The sequence below is a fragment of the Arenimonas sp. genome (assembly GCF_041913985.1).
Lineage (GTDB): Bacteria > Pseudomonadota > Gammaproteobacteria > Xanthomonadales > Xanthomonadaceae > Arenimonas.
Window position 1 is genome coordinate 23,795 of sequence record NZ_JAYSEG010000012.1, and the last position, 21,083, is coordinate 44,877.

A 21,083-nucleotide genomic window follows, 5' to 3' on the forward strand; every position below is an offset into this window, starting at 1 on the left:
TGTGTCCTACAGCAGCCCCAGGCTCAGCCCCGGCCACCAGGTCAGCAGCGCCACCGCCAGGCCCAGGATCAGGAAGAACGGCAGGCAGGCCCGCACCAGGGTGCCGATGGGCTTGTTGAACCGGTAGGCGGCGATGAACAGGTTCATGCCCACCGGTGGGGTGAAGTAACCCAGCTGCAGGTTGGCCAGCATCACCACGCCCAGGTGCACCGGGTGGATGCCGAAGCCGGCCGCCACCGGCAGCAGCAGCGGCGTGAGGATGACGATGGCCGAGAAGATGTCGAGCAGCATGCCCACGACCAGCAGGAACAGGTTGAGCAGGCCCAGGAACACCCAGGGACTGTCCACGTGCTCGCGCAGGGCCTCGAACAGCGTGGTGGGTACTTCCTGGTCCACCAGCCAGTTCGACAGGGCCAGGGCGGCGCCGAGGATCAGCAGGATGGCGCCCACCATGCGCATGGACTCGGCCATCACGCCGGGCAGGCTGCGAAGTCTTATTTCCTTTTTAATCAATACGGTTACGACCAAAACATAAAGTGCCGTCACAGCCGCGGCCTCGCTGGCCGCCAGCTCGCCCGAATAGATGCCGCCCAGCACGATCAGCGGCAGCGGCAGCTCCCAGGCGCATTCGCGCAGCGAGAGGGCCAGCTCGCCGGCGTCGAAGCGGTGCCGGGCCCGGGGAATGCCCCGGCCCACCCACATGGCGTGGGCCGACAGCATCGCCACCATCAGCAGCCCCGGCACCAGGCCGGCAAGGAACAGGTCGGGAATGGTCACCGGCGTCTCGCCGCCCACCTGCCCCGCCACGAAGCCGTAGACGATCAGCGGCAGCGAGGGCGCGAACAGCAGGCCCAGGCTGCCCGCCGAGGTCACCAGGCCCAGGCTGTAGCGCTCGGAATAACCGGCCTGGCGCAGCGCCGGGTACAGCAGCGCGCCCAGCGCCACGATGGTCACGCCCGAGGCGCCGGTGAACGCGGTGAAGAAGGCGCAGGCGACGATGGCGACGATGGCCAGCCCGCCCGGCAGCCAGCCCAGCAGCGCGTTCGACAGCCGCACCAGGCGCTTGGGCGCCGCACTCTCGCCCAGCAGGTAGCCGGCCAGGGTGAACAGTGGAATGGCGATCAGGCCCGGCATGTCGCCGAGGCGGTAGAACTCCACCGCCACCACCACCAGGTCGTAGCCGGCCAGGTGGAAACCCAGCAGCGCCACCGCGGCGATCACCGCGAACAGCGGCATGCCCAGCGCCGCCAGCGCCAGGATGATGGCCAGCCCCAGCGCCAGGCTCATGCGCCGCCCTCGCCTTCCAGCGGCGGCGCGGCCAGGGCCGAGAGCACGAAGCGCAGGGCCATCAGCCCGAAGCCCGCCGGCAGCGCCAGCATCGGCACCCAGCTCGGGATGCCGGCGATGAAGGGCACCGGCGCCTCGCGCTCGAAGCCCACCATGCCGGCGCCGAACCAGGCCAGCGCGGCGCAGATGCCCGCCGCGGCCAGGTGGGCAACGGCCCAGGCGACGCGGCGCGCCGGCGGCGGCAGCACGCGCGGCAGCGCATCGATGGCGATGTGCTTGTGGCCGCGGGTGGCGCCGAGCGCACCCAGCAGCGCCAGCCACAGCACGCCGGCGCGGCTGAGCGGCTCGGCCCAGGCCAGGCCGGCGTCGAAGAACACGCGCAGGGCGATCTGCCCCACCGACAGCAGCAGCAGCGCGCCCAGCAGGCCGGCCAGCAGCCCGTCTTCGGCGCGATGCAGGCGCGACAGCCAGCGGGCGGCCCCGCCCTCGGCCATCAACGTGCCCCGGGCTGGGCCAGGGCCTGGCGAAGGGCGGCCAGCACCTGCGGTGAAATCTCGCCCTTGGCTTCCATCTCGGCCGTGACCTGCTTGCCGAAGCCGCGCCAGCGCGCCGCTTCGGCCGCGTCGAGCGTGGTCACCACCAGGCCCTGCTTCTTGAGCGCCTCGAGCGCGGCCACGTCGTCGCGGCGCACGTTGGCGTCCATCCGCTGCGCGGCGCCGTCGAACGCCTTCTGCACCACCGCCTGGTCGGCCGGCGAGAGCTTCTTCCAGGCCTTGTCATCCACCACCAGGTAGCCCACCACGAAGCTCAGCGGCAGGTCCACCAGGCTGCGCAGCTTGCCGTGCCACTGCAGCGCGATGGCGCCGCTGGGCGTGTTGGCCACCGTGTCCACCATGCCGGTCTGCAGGCTGGTGAAGACGTCGCCGATGGGCAGCGGGATGGGGTTCACGCCGCCGATCTCGAAGGTGCGGATGGCGATGGCGTCGTTGGCGGGCACCCACAGCTTCACGCCGGCCATGTCGGCCTGGCTGCGCAGCGGCTTGTTGCCCATCAGGTAGGCGAAGCCCACGCCCGAGGCGCCGAGCATGTGCAGGCCGTGCTGCGAAAAGCCCTTGGCCAGCATCGGGTCGACCACCGGCCGCACCTTGTCCACGTCGGCCCAGCCGGAGAACTGGAACGGCAGGCTGTACACGGTGGCGTCGGGATAGACCATCGACAGCTCGCTCGAGGTCAGCACGCCGCCCTGCAGCTGGCCCAGGCGGATCTTGCGCAGCACGACGGCGTCGTTGCCCATCACGCCGCCGGGGAAATACTTCACCTCCACCCGGCCGCCGGTGCCCTGCTTCACCTCGGCGGCGGCGGCGCGCAGTTCGCGCATCCAGGCCGAGCCGTCGGGCGCCAGCGTGGCGATCTTGAGCGTCTGCGCGGCCGCGGGGGCGGACAGGCACAGGGCGAGCAGCAGCAACAGGGTCCGGCGCAGCATGGGGGCCTCGGGGGCGGTCAGAAGAAGTCGCGTCCGCTGGCCTGAAGCGCTTTCGCACGCTCCTGGGCCAGCACGTTCATGAGGGTGAAGCCGGGCTGGCGCGGTTCGGCGGCCAGCACTTCGGCCAGCAGCCGGTCGTGCAGCGCCTGGTCGAACACCAGCCGCGCGTAGTACTCGGCCATCAGGGTCTTGGCGTAGAGGTTGTGGCCGCCGCTGAGCGCGATGGCCGCCTCGAAGTGCTGGCGCCCGAGTTCCGGCTTGCCGCCGATGGATTCGGGCCGCAGCGAATGCAGCACGCCCAGGTACACGCGGGCCATGCCGCGGTCGTGCGCCGGGTCGATGGCGACCACGCGCTCGAGCAGGGCCTGCACCTTGGGCAGTTCGGCGATGGCGGCCCAGTCGTCGCTGTTGGCCTGCAGCTGGCCGGCCCAGGCGGCGCCCAGGGCGTAGAGCGTGTCGACGCGCTTCGCCGGCGCGGCGGCCACGGCCTCGAGGAAGGGTTCGACCGGACCTTCGATGGTTTCGCACAGGCGCGGGTCCTGCAGGCAGGTGCCGCGGCGCGCGTAGTCCATGGCCTTGGCGGCGAGGCGGCGCGCACGGGCCTGGTCGCCCCCGGTGAAGTTGCCGGCGTAGGCGCCGTTGAGCTGGGCGGCGGCGAACAGCAGCGGTGCGTTGGCGGCCTTGCCGGGCTTCTGGCCGGCGATGAGGCCGTCGAGCAACAGCAGGTAGGCCGGCAGGCCGTCGCGCACCGTGGCCGGGTCGTCGCTGGCGAGCACGGCGGCGCCGAGGTTGCCGGCAAGCCGGTCGCTGGCCTTGCCCATCACCGCCGCGCAGCCGCCCGCGGCCAGGGCCACGAGGCCGGCCAGCAGCAGTCGGGTCAGGGCGGGTCGGAGCATTCGCATGGCGTCAGGCTCCAGTGTGGCCGGTCAAGATGACGCCAAGGCGGCATCGAAGGCTTCGGCGGCTTCCAGCGTGTTCTGCATCAGCGTGGCCACCGTCATCGGGCCCACGCCGCCCGGCACGGGCGTGATCCAGGAGGCGCGCTCGAAGGCCGCGTCGAAGCCGACGTCGCCGACCAGGCGGCCGTCCTCGAGCCGGTTGATGCCCACGTCGATCACCACCGCGCCAGGTTTCACCCATTCGCCCGGCACCAGGCCGGGGCGGCCCACCGCCACCACCAGGATGTCGGCTTCGCCCACGTGCCGCTGCAGCACCTCGCGCGGGGTGAACTTGTGGCAGCAGGTGGTGGTGCAGCCGGCAATGAGCAATTCCAGCGCCATCGGCCGGCCGACGTGGTTGCTCACGCCGACCACGGTGGCGCTCTGCCCGCGCACGGGGCGGTCGGTGTAGGCCAGCAGCGTCGTGATGCCGCGCGGCGTGCAGGGTCGCAGGCCGAACTGGCGCAGGGCCAGGTGGCCGACGTTTTCCGGGTGGAATCCGTCCACGTCCTTGCGCGGGTCGATGCGGTGGATCAGGTGGCTGCCGTCGCGGCCGCCGGGCAGCGGCAGCTGCACCAGGATGCCGTGGATGGACGGGTCGGCGTTGAGCTGGTCGATCAGCGCCGAGATCTCGGCGTCGGTGGTGTGGGCCGGCAGGTCGTAATCCACCGCGCGGATGCCCACCTTCTTGGCGGCGCGGCGCTTGTTGCGCACGTACACCGCCGAGGCCGGGTCCTCGCCCACCAACACCACGGCCAGGCCGGGCGCCGGCTTGCCGGCGGCCACGCGGGCTTTCACGCGCTGCGCGAGGTCGTCCAGGAGCTTGTCGGCAATGCCCTTGCCGTCGAGGATGCGGGCGGTCATGGCACGATTATCCCCGAACCCCCCCGAGGACCGCCACATGAACGACACCACCGCCCTCGAGGCCGCCGCCTTCCGTCGCCTGCTCGCGCACCTGCGCGAACGCAGCGACGTGCAGAACATCGACCTGATGATCCAGGCCGGCTTCTGCCGCAACTGCCTGTCGAACTGGCTGCAGGAGGCCGCGCAGGCCGCCGGCGTGGCCATGGACAAGGAGCAGGCGCGCGAGCACGTCTACGGCATGCCCTTCGCCGAATGGAAGGCGCGCTACCAGCGCGAGGCCACGCCGGAGCAGCTGGCCGCCTTCGAGGCCGCGCAGCGCCGCCACGGCTGAGCGCCCCGCGGCATAAAAAAACGCCCCGGCCGGGTGGCCGGGGCATCGAATTCCCACTGACGGGAAGGAGAGACGGGGGCTCAGGCGCGCTTGCGGGCGCGGCCGGCGGCCGGCCGCGCGGCGGGGCGCGGGCGGCGCTTGGGCTGGATGAAGCGGGCTTCGAACTCGGCCTGGGCCTGGGCGGCGAAGCCGGCGGCCTGCTTGCGCAGCTTCGCCACCTGGCGACCGGCCTGGACGGCGGCGGCATCGGCGCGGGCGCGCAGGGCTTCGGCGTTGGCGATCTGCTTCAGCGCCCGCTTGCGCGCCAGCGAGGCGGCGCCCAGGCCGGCGAGCAGCACGGCACGCGGCGTGATGGCGACGGGGGCGGGACGACGGCGGCGCGGGGAAGTCTGACGGGTCATGGCGAACCTCGTGGGGATGGGCCAGGGTGGCCCGTTTCGCATCCGAGTCTCGCCGCCCCGCCCCGAGTTTTCACACTAGAGCCGGCGCCGGCTTGCGGGGCGCGGGAGGTCGGGCGATGCTGCCCGCATCCCCGCGATGGAGTCCCCCCTGCATGGCCGCCAAGAAATCCGCCTGGGCGAAGTTCCCGCACGACGCCAAGGCCTTCGACTACGCCGGCGACAAGCTCAGGAAGGCCTGGCCGGGCCTGCACGCCGGCGACGCCGAACCCTTCCCCGACGACAAGCGCGCCGCCGCGCTGGCCAAGGCGGCGGGAAAGGCCGCGCCCAAGGGCATGGAAGCCGCGGAACTGGCCGAAGCGCTGCAGGAGGCCTGGCGCGCCTTCCACCGCGGCGACTTCCAGCAGGCGTTCGAGGCCGGCCAGGCGCTGGGCCCTGTGGGCGCCTCGGTGGCCTGCAAGGCCATCGCCATCCACGCCACCCACCTGGTGGACGACGAGGACGAGCAGCTCAGGCGCTACGAACAGGCCGGCAAGCTGGCCGAGGCCGCCATCGCCGCCCTGCCCGGCGAAGCCAACAGCCACTACCGCTACGCCCACGCCATGGGCCGCTACAGCCAGGGCATCTCGATCGCCAAGGCGCTCAAGCTGGGCCTGGCCACCAAGGTGCGCAAGGCGCTGGAAAAGACCCTGGAGCTGGCGCCCAGGCACGCCGAGGCGCACACCGCGCTGGGCCTGTACCACGCCGAGATCATCGACAAGGTCGGCGCCCTGGTCGGCGGCCTCACTTACGGCGCCAAGGCCGCCGAGGCCGAGAAACACCTGGCCACCGCGCTCAAGCTCACGCCCGATTCGCCGATCGCCCACGTGGAGCACGCCAACCTGCTCCTGCTGCTGCACGGCGAGAAGAAGGAAGACCAGGCCGCGAACGCCTTCGAGAAGGCCGGCAAGCTCAAGCCCCGGGACGCCATGGAGGCCCTGGACGCCGAGTTCGCCCGTGCCCAGCTCGAATAAACCGCAGGGCCTGGACGAGGCCGAGGCCGCCCGCCGCCTCGCCCGCTTCGGCCGCAACGAACTGCCGCCGCCCCCGCGCCGCGGCGTGGGCCGCATCGCCGCGCAGGTGATGACCGAGCCGATGTTCCTGCTGCTGGCGCTGGCCGCCGGCGCCTACCTCGTGCTCGGTGAACCGGCCGAAGGCAGCCTGCTGGCCGGTTTCGCGGTGGTCACCATCGGCCTGGTGGTGGTGCAGGAGCGCCGCAGCGAACGCGCACTCGAGGCGCTGCGCGCGCTCGGCGCGCCGCTGGCCGTGGTGCTGCGCGAAGGCAGCGTGCGACGCATCCCCGCCGGCGAGGTGGTGCCCGGCGACCTGATCGTGCTCGAGGAAGGCAGCCGCGTGCCGGCCGACGGCCCGCTGCTCTCGGCCCAGTCGCTGCAGGTGGACGAATCCCTGCTTACCGGCGAAAGCATGCCGGTGGACAAGCAGCCCGGCGCGCCGGGCGAGGACGGCGAGGTGGCCGCGGGCACGCTGGTCGTCGCCGGCTCCGGCCTGGCGGAAGTCACGCGCACCGGTACCGCCACCCGCAGCGGCCAGATCGGCCAGGCCCTGGGCAGCATCGGCATCGAAGCCACCCGCCTGCAGCGCAACACCGCGCGCCTGGTGCGCCTGTTCGGGTTGTTCGCCCTGGTGGTGAGCCTGTCGCTGCTGCTCTTCCACGGCCTTGTGCGCGGCGAGTGGGTGCAGGGCCTGCTCTCGTCGATCGCGCTGGCCATGGCGATGCTGCCCGAGGAATTCCCGCTCGCGCTGGCGGTGTTCTTCGCGCTGGGCGCCTGGCGCATGGCGCGCGTGGGCGTGCTGGTGCGGCGCGCGGCGGTGGTGGAAACCCTGGGCGCGGCCACCGTGCTGTGCGTGGACAAGACCGGTACGCTCACCGAGAACCGCATGCGCGTGGCCTGGCTCGACGACGGCCGGGACGCGTCGCGGCTCGATTCCGCCGCGGCGCTTTCGCCCGCGCAGCAGGCGCTGTTGCGCACCGCGGTGCTGGCCAGCCGCGCGCACTCGATGGACCCGATGGACCGTGCCCTGCAGGCCATCGAAGGCCATGGCGCCACCCAGGCTGAAACGGCGCACTTGCCGCTGACGTCCGAACTGCCTGCGATGAGCGTGGCCCACGCCGGCGACGGCGGCCGCCTGCGCGTGGCCACCAAGGGCGCGCCGGAGGCCGTGGCGCGCCTCTGCGGCCTGTCCGCCGCCGAACTCGAGGCCGTGCACGCGCGCGCCGCCGACGCCGCGGCCCACGGCCTGCGCGTGCTCGGCGTGGCCGAGGCCGAACTGGACGGCGCCCTGCCCGCCAGCCAGCAGGACCTGCCGCTGCAATGGCGCGGCCTGGTCGGCTTCGAAGACCCGCTGCGGGCCAGCGTGCCGGCCGCCGTGGCCGAGGCCCGCGAGGCCGGCCTGCGCGTGGTGATGCTCACCGGCGACTTCGCGCCCACCGCCCGCGCCATCGCCCGCCAGGCCGGCCTGGCAGCCAGCGACGAGGTGCTGCTGGGCGAACAGCTCGCGGCGCTGGACGACGCCGCCTTCGCCCGCGCCGCCGCCAGCACTGGCGTGTTCGCCCGCGTGCGCCCCGAACAGAAGCTGCGCCTGGTGGACGCGCTCAAGGCCGGCGGCGAGGTGGTGGCCATGACCGGCGACGGCGTCAACGACGCACCCGCGCTGAAGTCGGCGCACATCGGCATCGCCATGGGCAAGCGTGGCACCGACGTGGCCCGCGAGGCCGCGCCGCTGGTGCTGGTGGAGGAAGACTTCGGCCTGATCGTGGCCGCCGTGCGCCAGGGCCGCCGCATCTTCGACAACCTGCGCAAGGTGATGCTCTACATCGTGGCCATCCACGTGCCCATCGCCGGCCTGGCCGTGCTGCCGCTGCTGATGGGCTTCCCGCCGCTGCTGCTGCCGGCGCACGTGGTGCTGGTGGAGATGGTGATCGACCCGATGTGCTCGATCGCCTTCGAAAGCCAGCCGGACGAACCCGACCTGATGCGGCAGCCGCCGCGGCCGCTGGGCGAACCGCTGGTCGGGGCTTCGCAGCTGATGCTCTCCGCCGGCCTCGGCGCGGTGCTGCTGCTGGCCTGCCTGGCCAGTTACCTGATCGGCCAGTCCGAAGGCCTGCCGCAGGACGTGGTGCGCACGCTGGCCATGCTCTCGCTCACCGTGGGCAACCTGGCGCTGGTGGCCAGCCTGGCGCACCGGCGCGGTGCTTGGACCCAGGGCAATGGCCGGGCCTACGCCGCCATCGCCGGCGGTTCCGCGCTGGTGCTGGGCGCCTGCATCGGCGTGCCGGCGCTGCGCGAGCTGTTCGACTTCGGACTGCCCTCGCCCGGCGACGCCCTGCGCGCCGCCGCCCTGGGCCTGGCCGGCGGCCTGGCGTTGGAGCTGTTCAAGCCGCTGGCCGGCGTGCAGCGCGTGCTGGGCCGCCACGCCCGGGCCGCCTGAGCCCGGAAAACAAAAAGGCCCGGCAATGCCGGGCCTTTTCGGGACTTGGTGGGCGGTACAGGATTTGAACCTGTGACCCCTGCCGTGTGAAGGATGGGCTATAGGGTCTCCCCTTGTCCATGAGCCGCATAAATACAGGGATTTAGTCTACCTCCGTCTCTTGATTGTCCGCCTATGTTTTCCGTACTCTTTCCGTACGCCCCTTCCGGCGTACGAAACGGAGCTCGCGGATGGACCTGTCTCGAGTGGCCACACGGGAGAAGCTCGCCGCCAGGCGTGAGCCGTACTGGGCGGCCCTGGCCACCGGCGAGCACCTGGGCTTCCGCAGGACGGCATCGGCACAGGGAGGTACCTGGCTGGCACGTGCCTATGACCCAGCGACCAGGAAGCAGCGTTACAAGGCCCTGGGGGACTACGGCACCCTGCCCGCCTCAGTTCGTTACGGCGCAGCGCTGAAGGACGCCCAGGAATGGTTCCGCCACCTGGGCGGTGGTGGACAGCACGAGGTTCTAACCGTCCTAGAGGCCTGCGAGCGGTATGCGGCCGCAGTGGGCAAGAAGAAGGGGGCCAAGTACGAGGCCGAAGCCCTGGCTCGCTTCCGGCGATACGTCTTCCCTGACCCGATCGCACGCATCCCCCTGCCAAAGCTCCGTCGACACGATCTGCAGGGCTGGCGTGACCGCTTGTCCGGCCGACCGGCCCTGGTTAGCCGGAGCACCAAGCGAGACGCCGAGGTGCGCACCCGAGAACGCTCGGCAGCCACCCTCAACCGGGACCTGGTGCCCGTCCGGGCGGCCCTGCGAATGGCCCTGGCGGACGGCTACGTGCTCAGCGACGTGGCCTGGAGGGCAGCCCTGAAGCCGGAGAAGGCCAGCGGCAGGCGCAACGTCTACCTCGACAAGGATCAACGCCGCGCGCTGATCGAGAAGCTCGAGCCCGAGATTCGGCCTTTCGTCGAGGCTCTTTGCTACCTCCCCATTCGCCCGGGCGCCCTGGCCAAGTTGGCCGTCAAGGACTTCGACCCGCGCCAGAGGACTGTGCGCATCGAGTCGGACAAGGCGGGCGGGGGGCGCAGCATCCTCCTGCCCCACGCAACCAGCGACTTCCTGAAGCGACAGGCCCGGGGGAAGCTGCCGGGCGCTCCGCTGCTCGCGCGCCCGGACGGGCGCCCTTGGGACAAGGACAGTTGGAAGCGTCCCCTCAAGCAGGCCGCAGCCGAAGCCGGTCTACCGGAGGCGACGACGGCGTACACCATCCGCCACAGCACCATCACCGATCTGGTGACCGGGGGGCTGGACCTGCTCACGGTGGCCCAGGTTAGCGGCACCAGCGTGGCCATGATCGAGCGCCACTACGGACAGCTTCGCCGCGAACGCGCCGCTGAGGCCCTGGCCCAGCTCTCTCTCAACCCTGCTTGAACCAAGTCCAAGGAGGCAACCATGAACTCGATTCTTTCAAGTCCCAACTTTCGGGTGGGCTTCCACTTCGGCGCGCGCCTCTCCCGCTCTGAACCGATCCGCGCGCGCAGACTTGCCCGCAAGCATCTTTACGGATACCTGAACCCCACCGACGGGTCCGAGGCCGACTTTGACTTCGGCATGTTCTGCGGGGTCACTCAGACGATCGGACTTCGTAGCAGAAGACTCCCCACCAGAACAGCGAAGGATTGAGGTCCATTCGTTGCGGCCTGGGATGCAATCGACGCTTCACCGGACCCTCGGCCTGATCCGTCCGTTCCAGGAAGAGTTCTTCCACAGGGAGGACAAGTCGATAGACCAGGTACGTGGTTGATTTTTAAGCTATTTGCTCCCAGAAACTCACTAAAAAGCGCGGCGCTCTGTACCTGTCCCTAAAGGTGACTGTGAAAGTCTAGAGACTCCTTCACTCCCTGGTGGGAAAACATGCACGCCTCAACCACGATTGACTCCGTCGGCACGTCGACGAATCCCCGCTCCCTCCTTCGCATGAGTGCGGTGATGGAGCGCGTTGGCCTCAAGCGAGCCACCATCTACCGGCTAATCGCTCAGGGAGAGTTCCCCGCCCAGGTGCGCGTCCTTCCGGGTCACCGCGGCTCCCGCTGGGACAGCCACGCCATCGACCGCTGGATCGCTGAGCGGGTCGAAGCCTCCAAGGACCAGGCCGCCTGAGCGGCTGGCCCGGACCAGGAGCCCGTCGAGATGACCACGCACTTCGATCTTGGTGCCCGCGTGCTGCGGCCAGTGAACCCTCTCGCAAAGCCGGCACCGAACCGGCGTCAGCGCGCCCCCAGCCAGCACTGCTTGGCCCAGATCGCCGAGGCGCATGAGTGCCTCTACGACCCCAACTACAGGGAGTCCGCCACGTCTCGCCAGCTTCGCCGGCGGGTGCTTGAGGCTCGGGACCCCGCGCAGGTGGATGCCATCACGGGCTTGCCCAAACCCCGGGTGACACGATGAACCACCAGCTCGCGGACGAGCTCGACAACCCGGTGTCCACCACGACCATCGGACCGCTCACTGTCATGTGCCTCCGCTCCGGCATGGCAACGGTGGAGTGGTATTCCCAGTGCGGGAACGGGCAGCGCCTGATCATCTACCCGGACGAACTTGCGCCGCTGGTGAGCTTGCTCACCGACCACCTCCTGGCGTCCAGAGCTGGTCGCGCCATCACGCGCGAGGAGTTGTGCCGTGGCCACTGAGAAGGCAAGGCAGCGCGCCCATTACTACAAGCGGCACATCGGCGACTACAAAACAGACGCGGGTCACCTGACGATGCTTCAGGACGGCGCCTACACCAGATTGCTCGACCTCGCTTACGCCCTCGACGGCCGTCTCCCTGGAGACCTGAGCCGGATCCACGCCTTGACGCGGGCAGGTTCTCGAGCAGAGCAGAACGCGGTGGCAGAGATTCTTGCTGAGTTCTTCGAACTCAGGGATGGGCACTATCGCCAGAGCCGGGTCGACCGGGAGCTGGCAGCGATGCAAAGCGTCTCGCGAAAGCGGCAGGATGCAGCCCAGGCGCGCTGGGGTAAGGAGCCTGATGCAAATGCATTGCACAAGGACACCAAGTGCAATGCTATCCATAAGCCACTATCCACTACCCAAGAACCACAACCCACAATCCACACACCCATCGACGCCAGCGGCCAGAGCCCCGCTGGCCGTGCGTGCAGGCTGATGCGCGATGCGGGCTGTGCTCGAACCAATCCCGCACACCCGGACCTGCTGGCCGCCTTGGCCGAAGGTGTCACCCCCGAAGAGTTGGCAGCAACTGCCAAGGAGGGTCTCGAGGCCGGCAAGAGCAACCCGTTCCCCTGGGCTGTCACAACGGCTCGAGCCAGACGTTCCCAGTCCTCGCGGTCGCCGACTATGAACCGGCAGCCACAGAGAGCGCTGCCAACCGCGCGCGCTGGCGACGCGAGCCGCTACCCGCGCCCGCCGGAGCTGCCAGTCGAACCCGCCTCCGAATCGGAGAAGGCCAATGGCTGAGCAACTCCAGACCCGGATCGCGCCGGCCTCGTGCCCCCGCTGCGGCGCCGCGTCAAGGGCCGTTGAAGGGCCCTGGGGGCAAATCGCCAGGCCCTGCCCCACCTGTCGGGACGCGCTACTCGAAGAGGATCGGCGCCGCGCCGCGGCCGAGGCCAGCGTGGCCCGCGTCCAGGCCGACGAGCTCTCAGGCTTCCCTCGCCGGTTCCGCGGCCTGCAGTTCCAGGCCATGCGCGGCACGTGCGAAGACCACCGCCGAGTTCTGGCTGCCTGCGACAACTATCTCGAGACGTTCCCGCGCCACGAGGCGGAGGGAACAGGAATGCTGTTCATCGGCACGCCTGGCACCGGCAAAACGACCATGGCCTGCGCACTGTCTCAGGCGGTACGCGAGCGATACGGCATAGGCGTCAGATATGCGCGCGCGGCGGACCTGGTGGAGCTGGCGTTCGACCGGGCCCGCAGCCAGGACAATTACCGGGCTGTCGAAACGGCGGATCTCCTGGTGCTGGATGAACTGGGGGCCGAAGGCAGCCATGAGTTTCCGGCGAGGGTCCTGACCGCCGTGCTCGATCGTCGCTACGCGGACCAGCGACCGACGATCCTTGTCTCGAACCTGCCCGACCTGCCGGGGGAAACCCCGACCCTCTGGGAGCACCTGGGCGCGCCGTTGTCGGATCGCGTAAAGGCAACCATGCAGACGCTGGGCTGCGCCTGGGGCTCACTTCGCCACGGAGCCACCGGAGGCCGCAATGGACGGTAACCGCACCGGCCGAAATCACGCCCCTGAAGCCGAGCAAGCGGTCCTGGGCGGTCTCATGTTGGACCCGGACGCGCTGGATGTGATCGGAGACTCCCTGCTCGAGGGCGACTTCCACCTGCACGCCCACCGCCTCATTTACCGCGCAATCCGGGCGTTAAGTGAGAAGCGGCAGCCGTTCGATGCGGTGACATTGGGCGAATGGCTCGAGGCGAAGGGGCTGGCTGAGCAGATCGGAGGACCCTCATATCTGGTCGAGCTGGCCAGCAACACGCCTTCCGCGGCCAACATTCGTGCCTACAGCGAAATCGTCCGAGACTATTCCCAGAGCCGCCAACTCGCGGACCTGGGCGCGCGGCTTGCCCACCAAGCGCTAGAGCCCAGAGATAGGACTCCCGGGGAACTCGCCGCTGCGTTCCGCACTGAGGTGGACCGAATCGTTCAGCGTGGGCCCACGACGTGGCTCCACGCCGGTGAAGCCGCGAGGGCCGCGTGGGACGAGCTCGCCGCGCGCTACGACGGGGCCACCGATGCCGGAGGGCTTAGCACCGGAATCCCAGACCTTGACCACTACACCGGAGGGCTCAAGCCCGGCCAGCTCATTGTCATCGCAGGCCGTCCCGGCTCAGGAAAGTCGACCCTGGGATTCAACATCGCCGAGCACGTGGGACTCGACCTTCGGCGCCCCACTCACTTCCACTCGCTCGAGATGGCCACAGAGCAGCTCGGTCTGCGACTGCTGGCCAGCCGAGCCAGGGTGTCGCATCACGCCCTGACGCAGGCGCCACATCGCCTGGATGATCCGGACTGGGCACGGCTCACGCGGGCAGTGGGCGACGTAAAGGACTGCCAGCTTTGGTTGACGGGCCCCCGCGAACTCACCCTGCCTGGGCTGCTTGCCGAATGCAGGCGCGCGCGCTCGGAGCTGGGCGCCACCCTGGTGATCGTGGATTACCTGGGGCTCCTCGCACTGCGGAAGGCAGACAGGCGGGACTTGGCAATCGGTGAGGCAACGCGCGCGCTGAAGCTGCTGGCGGGCGAACTCAATGCTCCTGTGGTCCTGCTATCCCAGCTCAACCGGGAATCTGACAAGCGACAGGACAAGCGCCCTCAGCTCTCCGACCTCCGCGACTCCGGCTCGATCGAGCAGGATGCAGACACGGTGATCCTCTGCCACCGCCCGCAAGCCCATGACCCGGGCAGCGATGCGCCGGCTGAGCTGATCGTCGCCAAGCGCCGGGACGGCCCGACTGGAACGGCCTACGTGCGGGCACAACTCGATTACTGCAGGTTCGAGGCCGTGAGCTCGCCAGCGGAACCGACTGGGGGCGCAACCCCGACCCGGCTGCAAAGCAGAGGCAGGACAGCGTTAGAGCGGCAGATGGGCAAGGACACCTAACTAACCAACGGGAGAGCTACACATGGCTACGGATCCGTTCTATCAAGAGGAAGCTGATCGACTGGTGGCTGGCCTTCCGAGCAGTCCGAGCAGGCCCAGCCTGACCCGTGCGCCGGTTCCCCCCGCGACTGCGCCGACCAGCGCAGTTGGCGCAACTGCGGCCGGGCAGCGGGCCGCCACCACGGCACGCCAAGCGGGCACTGCCGCGCGCAGCGGCCTGGTTCGTGCGGTGAACGCTGGCGCCGGCGGACTCGAGCGCGTGGCCAACACCGTGACCGCCCCCGTGCGCGCAGTCGCCGACACGACCGCGCAGTTCACGGCGGGCCTAGCGGGCCGCCCGTCGCCCATGCCCGCTCCGACCCTGACTATGCCGAGAGTGCGCGACACCAGCGCTGGCCTGCAGGTCGTTGGCGCCGGCGGCCCGCCACGCGCGGCCGCGCCGCGCGGGGGCCGCTCGCTGGCCCAGGCCAACTTCGACAACCCGGCCAACAATGCTCCTGCCGCTGCGCCGGTGGTGGCCGCTGCCGCTCCGGCGGCGAGCGCCGCGCCGCGCGCCGGCGACCCCAACAGTTTCACGTTCAGCGATGGGCGCACCGTCAGCGTCGCCGGGGCCGGCGGCGTGCAAACCGCCGCGGCAACGCCCACCCCGTCCCTGCGCCGAGGCACCGAGCCCGCGCCAGCCTCGGCTTTCGACGCCAACGCCGCCGTGGCCCCGGCGGTCGCCGCGCAGCGCGACGTGGCCAACCTGGTGCGCGGTAACGTGGCGGGCGGGCTGCGGCCTGGCTCGACCCAGGACGAGCTGATACGCCGGCTGGCCAACAGCCAGGGCAGCTACTTCAACAAGGGCCGTCCGAGCGCGCGCGCCGCCGAGGCCGCGGCCCTGACCGGCCAGATGGCCGCCCTGACCGGCGCCGAGAGCCAGTTCCAGCGCGGCGCCGGCGACGCCATCAACGCCGGCGCGGTCGGTGCGGTGCGGCATGGCCTGGAAGCCCAGGAGGCGGCCGCCCGGTCACGGTTCCAACGGCAGACGCAAGATGGCCAGCGGGAGCTGCTGGAGCTCGCGCAGAGCGAGGGAAGAGAGGTTGTCGGCAGCGACGGCACCCTGCTGCTTCGCCGCGGCGAGCAGGCGACGCCTGTGACCGACCCCACCGGCAAGCCGATCCGGATGCCTCTGCCCGAGGACAACGGGCGTCTTACCCCCAAGGACCTGCTCGAGGCATACACCGCCGAGCGGGAGACCATTGCCGGCTCCCTGGCTTCGCCAGAGGAGAAGGCCGCAGCACTGGCGGGGTTGGACGCGAATCCACTCTACCGGCCCCTGCTTGGCCAGGATGGCGGGGGAAGGCCGAGCCCGTCGCTGGATGCTTTCCTCGAGGCGGCACGGAAGCAGAACCCCCGCAAGTCCGAGGCGGAGCTGGCTGCCTACTACCGCGCCACCTACGGTGCGCCTGGCGGTGGGCTGTGACCACGTTTCGCGACAAGACAGCGACTGAGGGGCGCCAGGCTGCCAACCGCCTGGCCCTCATCGAACAGGTCGCCAAGTCTCGCGGACTGACCTGTATGCGGGCGCCAGATGCCAGCCGCTTTTGCCCCGAACCTGGCTACCTGCGGTCTCTGGCGGTCTGGTGCGGACTGACGCACGCCGAGATCGCCAAGAGACTGGGAGTCTCGATACGAACTGTGGAGCGCCATCTAACGGACAACCCCAGCGCTGCAGGTGTCCACGGATACCTGCTCCAGTACGGGATGGAAATGCTCTTTATCCACAAGGCCGCCACCACTGCCACCCTGCGCCGGCGTGCCGCCAGATTGGCGCCCGGAGGCCGACGCCCTAAATGCCATGGTGGCGTGTCGGAATAGCGTCAAGTTTCCGCCACGCTGTCGTCCGGCCGCCACCAGGGAGGCGCCGCGAGCCTTGGTATCCACCTGTGCCACATATGGGCGGTCCTCGCGCGCGCGCGCGAGGCGCTGTCGCGGCCAGGGGCAGTTCATGCCTTTCGAGCGCCCGAGCGAATCCAGCCCCCTATCCTGGCCTTCTGTGGTGGCCGGGGACGTTCCCGCTATGAGAGCCAACACTATGGGGGCGGCACGTGGTCGACCGAGGAGGTCCCGAGGAACGGAGGCGCGAAGCGCGCCGTGCGCAGCAGGAGGGAGCCCGCAAACTTGGGGCACACCTCGACCAGCGCGACCAACGGCTCAGACTCGAATTTGGGAGACAAATTGCCATGCTGCAGCAGCGTTCCAACTCAAGCGACGAGGCGAGAGAACAAATGGCCGCCTACTCCCATTACACCCAGCTCGTAATGGTGATCGGCTACGGCGCGTTCTTCACCCTCTGGGTCCAGACTAAAGGCCTGATGTCCGGATGGCTCTTTGCTTCGACTGGCCTCCTAATCACCATCTCGCTTCTGGTGTTCATCATTGTGGAGCTGGCCAAGGCGTATATTCAGGGCAAGTACCTGCCGCTGGTCATGGCAGGGAAGTTGAGCAATGCCGAGTACCTAGCGAAGCTCGACCGACAAATGAGTCACTGGCTGTGGACGTTCCTTGTCTCGGCGACTACGGGGCTAGCTGCTGGGTGCAGCCTGTTCATCTGGTTCCTATACCGAACCGTCATTGAGGGCTTCGCACTCCTCTGCTGAGGTATTGCCTCCCAAGTTGACTGCCTCCCGCTGCCGGCCTATCGTTTCGGCCGCACCCTCAGCGGGGTCCCACCCCGGGCAATCGTAGCCCGACGGTCGTCTCGCCCAGGGGGTGCACCTCAAGGCGGCGGCGCACTATGACCTCGAGCGAGAGCAATCGCGACCAGTTCCCAGAGCCTGAGGTCGACGCCGTTACCGGGCGGCTCATCTACCGCATGGGTCTCCTCGACCAGTTCGCGCTCTTCCCTGACATCCCATCAGGCGCCAAGGTCACACTTCAGGTCGTCCGGAGCCGGGACCAAACCAAGCCTTTGCACAACGGTACCTACGTCGCGAGCCCGACACTTCCACGTGCCAAGCCTCATGCGCTAGCAGCCAAAGACGGAGGCGCCAGCCCCCCCGAACTACGGGATAGCCTCAGCTCGACCTAGAAGGTACTGCCTGAAGAGGGGCCCCTTACCTAGGTCCATGCAAGAAAATCTCTCTTACGCCGCCAGGGTGCCATTGTTCGCCCTACCCGGGTGCTGGGCTATTCTCAGACTTCGGGTGGGAATGGGGATGGCGGGATGCCACTGAGCTGGAACGAAATTCGCGATCGCGCGCTGAAATTCTCGCGCGAGTGGGCCGACGAAGCCTCCGAGGACGCCGAGGCCAAATCCTTCTGGGACGGATTTTTCAATGTGTTTGGAGTCAGCCGCCGGCGTGTGGCCACCTTCGAACGCAAGGTGAAAAAGCTAGACGGAAAAGACGGATTCATCGACCTACTCTGGAAGGGTGTGCTCCTGGTAGAGCACAAATCCAAAGGCAAGGATCTCGACCGGGCCCACACTCAGGCAAAGGACTACTTCCAAGGCCTCACAGATGCGGAGCTCCCCCGCTACTTGCTGGTCTCGGACTTTGCCCGCTTCCGTCTCTACGATCTTGAGGGCGATGAGGCGCCCATGGAGTTCACGCTCGCGGAGCTCCACAAGAACGTTCGCTGCTTTGGATTCATAAGCGGCTACCAGGTACGCACCTTCAAAGAAGAAGACCCGGTCAACGTCCAAGCTGCCGAACGAATGGGTAAGCTTCACGATGCGCTTAACGCAGCGGGATACTCCGGGCACGCCCTCGAGGTACTTCTGGTTCGCTTGCTCTTCTGCCTCTTTGCGGATGACACCGGCATCTTCCCCAGATACGCGTTCCACGAACTTATCTCGCAGCGAACATCCGCTGACGGGTCCGACCTTGGTATGTGGCTTGGAAGAGCATTCCAAGTGCTCAATACGCCAACCGACCGTCGCCAGAAGACACTGGATGAGCAACTAGCCGAACTTCCCTACGTAAATGGCCGCTTGTTCGAAGAGATGCTCCCCTTGGCCGATTTCAATGCGGCCATGCGCCATCAGCTCCTTGAGGCCAGCGCCCTCGATTGGAGCCGAATCAGCCCAGCAATATTCGGCTCCATGTTCCAATCCGTCATGGATGCGAAGGCGCGCCGCAACCTCGGAGCGCACTACACAAGTGAGAAGAACATACTAAAGCTCATTGGCCCCCTATTCCTGGATGGGCTAAAGGAAGACTTGGCCAAGGCGAAGAATGATCCAAAGAAGTTGGATCATATCCATCGAAAGCTGGCCAGCCTGCGCTTCCTCGACCCGGCCTGCGGCTGTGGCAACTTCCTAGTTCTGGTCTATCGGGAACTCCGAGAGCTCGAGCGGGAAATCCTGACGCGTCGGTTCGCCACCCAGCAATCGGTGCTAGCTCATGTGCAGGACCACGCACTAGTCGATGTCGATCAGTTTTACGGAATCGAGATAGAGGAGTTCCCGGCCCAGATTGCCCAAGTGGCCATGTGGCTCATGGACCATCAGATGAACCTACTGCTCTCAGAGCAGTTCGGGGAAAACGTGGTCAGACTCCCACTGAAAAAGTCGGCAACCATAGTGCACGGCAACGCACTGGAGCTGGACTGGAAGACCCTGATCGACCCCAGTCAACTGAACTACATCCTCGGAAACCCCCCGTTCTCCGGCGCCATGGTAATGAATGACCGCGCCCGAAATGCGTTCTCTCATGCGCTATCTGACCTGGACGGATCAGGCGTTCTTGACTTCGTTTCCGCGTGGTACTGGCTCGCCGCAAAGTATATCGCCGGCACGAGAATTGAAGTCGGCTTCGTCTCGACCAACTCGATTTGTCAGGGGGAACAGGTGGGGATTCTATGGCGGCCGATGCTCGACCGCTTTGGAATAGAGATCAACTTCGCTCACAGAACCTTCAAGTGGTCAAACGAAGCACGCGGAATTGCAGCCGTTCATTGCATCATTGTCGGGTTCGCTGCTTTCGGAAAGCCGCACAAGACCATTTACGATTATGCGGCGCTCGACAGCGACCCGCATGCACTTCCGGCAACCAACATCAGCCCCTATTTGATCGACGCCCCTAACATAATCGTCGAGAACAGGGCACGCCCGCTCTGCCCTGTTCCTGTAATGCGCTTCGGTAGCATGCCGCGCGATGGAGGTAACTTACTTCTTTCGCGCGCCGAAATGGAGGAGTTAATTCAGCGGTCTCCGCACGCAATCCGCTGGATTAGACCGTATGTTGGTTCAGATGAATTTCTTAATGGGAAGGAACGCTGGTGCCTATGGCTCGACGGGATAACACCGGCTGAGCTGCACCAACTGCCACAGGTACTTGAGAGGATTGAGCTGACGAGAAAGTTTCGGCTATTGAGCAAAGCGGCCTCAACAAGAAACTTCGCGAAGACCCCTTCCTTGTTCTGCCAAATAGCGCAGCCTAGTACTGATTACCTCTTGGTCCCAGGAGTCTCGTCTGAGCGCCGAGCCTACATACCAATAGGATTTATGAAGCCTGACGTGATCGCAAACAATCTAGTCTTCGTGGTTCCCGATGCAACTCGCTACCACTTTGGCGTACTCAGTTCTCAGATGCATATGACGTGGGTGCGACATACCTGCGGCCGATTAAAGAGTGACTTCAGGTACTCCAAAGATGTCGTTTACAACAACTTTCCTTGGCCAGAAGGGAACATAGACGGACACAGAGACCGCATAGAAGAAGCAGCGAATCGCGTTCTCGCTGCTCGATCGGCGTTCATGGACTCGACTCTCGCACAGCTCTATGACCCACGCAGCATGCCCTCCGCGCTTGTTAAGGCGCACACGGCACTTGATAGAGCAGTGGCCACCGCGTACTCCGCCTCAGAGAGGGGCGCAGGCAATAAGGCGCCAAAATTGGACACCGAAGCTGAGCGCGCCGCCTTTCTGTTTGAGCAGTATCGGACCAAGCTATCCAAGACGCGCACCTAGATTGGGATAGCCGAACCATCAACCTGGGGTTGACGAGCAATTCAAAGACAAAGAGATCATGCTCCATCGTTACCAGTCCAGCCGAGATATTCCGAGCCCCGCGCCATCATTTGCCGCCGAACCTCTAAGTGAGGCGCTGCGCGTAGGTATTTGCGTCATGGACTTCGGTTCTATTGATGAGCCCTCCTTGAGACGAGAGATAGCTGCAATCGCGGAAAGGGCTGGCTCGGTCATTAAGGGGCGACGCGGACTTGACATTGAATTGCTTCAACCACGACACGCCAGCGCTGCGCTTGGCCCTTCGTTAACGGCTGTCTATGGCCTTGGTACTTTCCCTTGGCACATAGATACTGCTCATCTCACAATTCCCGCACGATGGATGATATTGGGCTGCCTCGATCCTGGGCGCCAGCCAGCAGCGACAGAGATCACATCTCTATCATCACTCCCGATTTGGCGAATTTCTGATCGACTGCACACGACACCGTTCGCTTACATAAACGGGAACCGCAGCTTCATCTCTACGATCTTGCAGAAGGATCGTCCTTTTGCACGCCTTGATCCCGGGTGCATGCGACCTCTGACCAAGGAAGGCGATGAGATTCTAACCAGCCTATCCTCGACACAGTCAGAGGCGAGCTGGAGTCGGCCCATAGACTGGATAAGAGGGCGCGTGATCATTGTCGATAACTGGAAGTTCCTTCATAGGCGCCT

The 21,083-nt window shown here is 67.3% G+C and carries 20 protein-coding genes; 14 read left to right on the forward strand and 6 right to left on the reverse strand.

Features of this window, described 5'->3' with window-relative positions; genetic code table 11:
- Positions 1-6: 6 nt before the first annotated feature.
- The 5 genes from ACE3Q2_RS05810 to folD are packed head-to-tail and all read right to left on the reverse strand — an operon-like array spanning position 7 to position 4,572.
- A complete protein-coding gene (locus ACE3Q2_RS05810) occupies positions 7-1,287 on the reverse strand; it encodes a TRAP transporter large permease subunit (protein WP_231696153.1) in 1,281 nt (426 codons plus the stop codon).
- Entirely contained in the window at positions 1,284-1,781 is a 498-nt protein-coding gene (locus ACE3Q2_RS05815) for a TRAP transporter small permease (protein ID WP_231696152.1), read from the reverse strand. The genes ACE3Q2_RS05810 and ACE3Q2_RS05815 overlap by 4 nt, the downstream gene beginning before the upstream one ends.
- On the reverse strand, positions 1,781-2,770 hold the full coding sequence (dctP, locus tag ACE3Q2_RS05820; protein WP_231696151.1) for a TRAP transporter substrate-binding protein DctP: 990 nt from the start codon (positions 2,768-2,770) through the stop codon (positions 1,781-1,783). Before dctP ends, ACE3Q2_RS05815 begins: the two co-directional genes overlap by 1 nt.
- Before the next feature lie 17 nt (positions 2,771-2,787).
- Positions 2,788-3,666, reverse strand: a complete 879-nt coding sequence (locus tag ACE3Q2_RS05825) for a TRAP transporter TatT component family protein (RefSeq protein ID WP_374473362.1) — start codon at positions 3,664-3,666, stop codon at positions 2,788-2,790.
- 30 nt (positions 3,667-3,696) lie between these two features.
- Positions 3,697-4,572 (reverse strand): bifunctional methylenetetrahydrofolate dehydrogenase/methenyltetrahydrofolate cyclohydrolase FolD, encoded by an 876-nt coding sequence (folD, locus tag ACE3Q2_RS05830; protein WP_231696149.1) that lies wholly within the window; start codon positions 4,570-4,572, stop codon positions 3,697-3,699.
- A 37-nt stretch (positions 4,573-4,609) separates the two neighbouring features.
- On the opposite strand from folD, the gene ACE3Q2_RS05835 reads away from it, so the two are divergent.
- Entirely contained in the window at positions 4,610-4,903 is a 294-nt protein-coding gene (locus ACE3Q2_RS05835) for a DUF1244 domain-containing protein (protein ID WP_231696148.1), read from the forward strand.
- An 80-nt stretch (positions 4,904-4,983) separates the two neighbouring features.
- On the opposite strand, the gene ACE3Q2_RS05840 is transcribed toward ACE3Q2_RS05835, so the two are convergent.
- Positions 4,984-5,304: a hypothetical protein gene (locus ACE3Q2_RS05840; protein WP_231696147.1), complete on the reverse strand. Its 321-nt coding sequence runs from the start codon at positions 5,302-5,304 to the stop codon at positions 4,984-4,986.
- 152 nt (positions 5,305-5,456) lie between these two features.
- Here ACE3Q2_RS05840 and ACE3Q2_RS05845 point away from each other — a divergent pair, with 152 nt between their 5' ends.
- From ACE3Q2_RS05845 to ACE3Q2_RS05905, 13 genes are all read left to right on the forward strand, one after another.
- On the forward strand, positions 5,457-6,314 hold the full coding sequence (locus ACE3Q2_RS05845; protein ID WP_231696146.1) for a hypothetical protein: 858 nt from the start codon (positions 5,457-5,459) through the stop codon (positions 6,312-6,314).
- Positions 6,298-8,790 carry a cation-translocating P-type ATPase gene (locus ACE3Q2_RS05850; RefSeq protein ID WP_374473363.1) on the forward strand — a complete coding sequence of 831 codons (2,493 nt, stop codon included), beginning with the start codon at positions 6,298-6,300 and terminating at the stop codon, positions 8,788-8,790. Before ACE3Q2_RS05845 ends, ACE3Q2_RS05850 begins: the two co-directional genes overlap by 17 nt.
- Before the next feature lie 230 nt (positions 8,791-9,020).
- Positions 9,021-10,208, forward strand: a complete 1,188-nt coding sequence (locus tag ACE3Q2_RS05855) for a tyrosine-type recombinase/integrase (RefSeq protein WP_374473364.1) — start codon at positions 9,021-9,023, stop codon at positions 10,206-10,208.
- Positions 10,209-10,229: 21 nt separating this feature from the next.
- Positions 10,230-10,460 carry a hypothetical protein gene (locus ACE3Q2_RS05860; RefSeq protein WP_374473365.1) on the forward strand — a complete coding sequence of 77 codons (231 nt, stop codon included), beginning with the start codon at positions 10,230-10,232 and terminating at the stop codon, positions 10,458-10,460.
- Positions 10,461-10,754: 294 nt separating this feature from the next.
- Positions 10,755-10,937: a helix-turn-helix transcriptional regulator gene (locus ACE3Q2_RS05865; RefSeq protein WP_374473402.1), complete on the forward strand. Its 183-nt coding sequence runs from the start codon at positions 10,755-10,757 to the stop codon at positions 10,935-10,937.
- Positions 10,938-11,221: 284 nt separating this feature from the next.
- Positions 11,222-11,467, forward strand: a complete 246-nt coding sequence (locus tag ACE3Q2_RS05870) for a hypothetical protein (protein ID WP_374473366.1) — start codon at positions 11,222-11,224, stop codon at positions 11,465-11,467.
- Positions 11,457-12,257 (forward strand): YdaU family protein, encoded by an 801-nt coding sequence (locus ACE3Q2_RS05875; protein WP_374473367.1) that lies wholly within the window; start codon positions 11,457-11,459, stop codon positions 12,255-12,257. The genes ACE3Q2_RS05870 and ACE3Q2_RS05875 overlap by 11 nt, the downstream gene beginning before the upstream one ends.
- Positions 12,258-12,414: 157 nt before the next feature.
- The gene (locus ACE3Q2_RS05880; RefSeq protein WP_374473368.1) at positions 12,415-13,017 is read left to right on the forward strand and encodes an ATP-binding protein; all 603 of its coding nucleotides are present in this window, start codon (positions 12,415-12,417) and stop codon (positions 13,015-13,017) included.
- Positions 13,007-14,413 (forward strand): replicative DNA helicase, encoded by a 1,407-nt coding sequence (locus tag ACE3Q2_RS05885; RefSeq protein WP_374473369.1) that lies wholly within the window; start codon positions 13,007-13,009, stop codon positions 14,411-14,413. The genes ACE3Q2_RS05880 and ACE3Q2_RS05885 overlap by 11 nt, the downstream gene beginning before the upstream one ends.
- A 259-nt stretch (positions 14,414-14,672) precedes the next feature.
- On the forward strand, positions 14,673-15,878 hold the full coding sequence (locus ACE3Q2_RS05890) for a hypothetical protein (RefSeq protein WP_374473370.1): 1,206 nt from the start codon (positions 14,673-14,675) through the stop codon (positions 15,876-15,878).
- Between the two features lie 95 nt (positions 15,879-15,973).
- On the forward strand, positions 15,974-16,273 hold the full coding sequence (locus tag ACE3Q2_RS05895) for a sigma factor-like helix-turn-helix DNA-binding protein (RefSeq protein ID WP_374473403.1): 300 nt from the start codon (positions 15,974-15,976) through the stop codon (positions 16,271-16,273).
- Positions 16,274-16,638: 365 nt separating this feature from the next.
- Positions 16,639-17,055 (forward strand): hypothetical protein, encoded by a 417-nt coding sequence (locus tag ACE3Q2_RS05900; protein ID WP_374473371.1) that lies wholly within the window; start codon positions 16,639-16,641, stop codon positions 17,053-17,055.
- Between the two features lie 566 nt (positions 17,056-17,621).
- The gene (locus ACE3Q2_RS05905) at positions 17,622-20,369 is read left to right on the forward strand and encodes a class I SAM-dependent DNA methyltransferase (RefSeq protein ID WP_374473372.1); all 2,748 of its coding nucleotides are present in this window, start codon (positions 17,622-17,624) and stop codon (positions 20,367-20,369) included.
- The last annotated feature ends 714 nt before the right edge of the window (positions 20,370-21,083 follow it).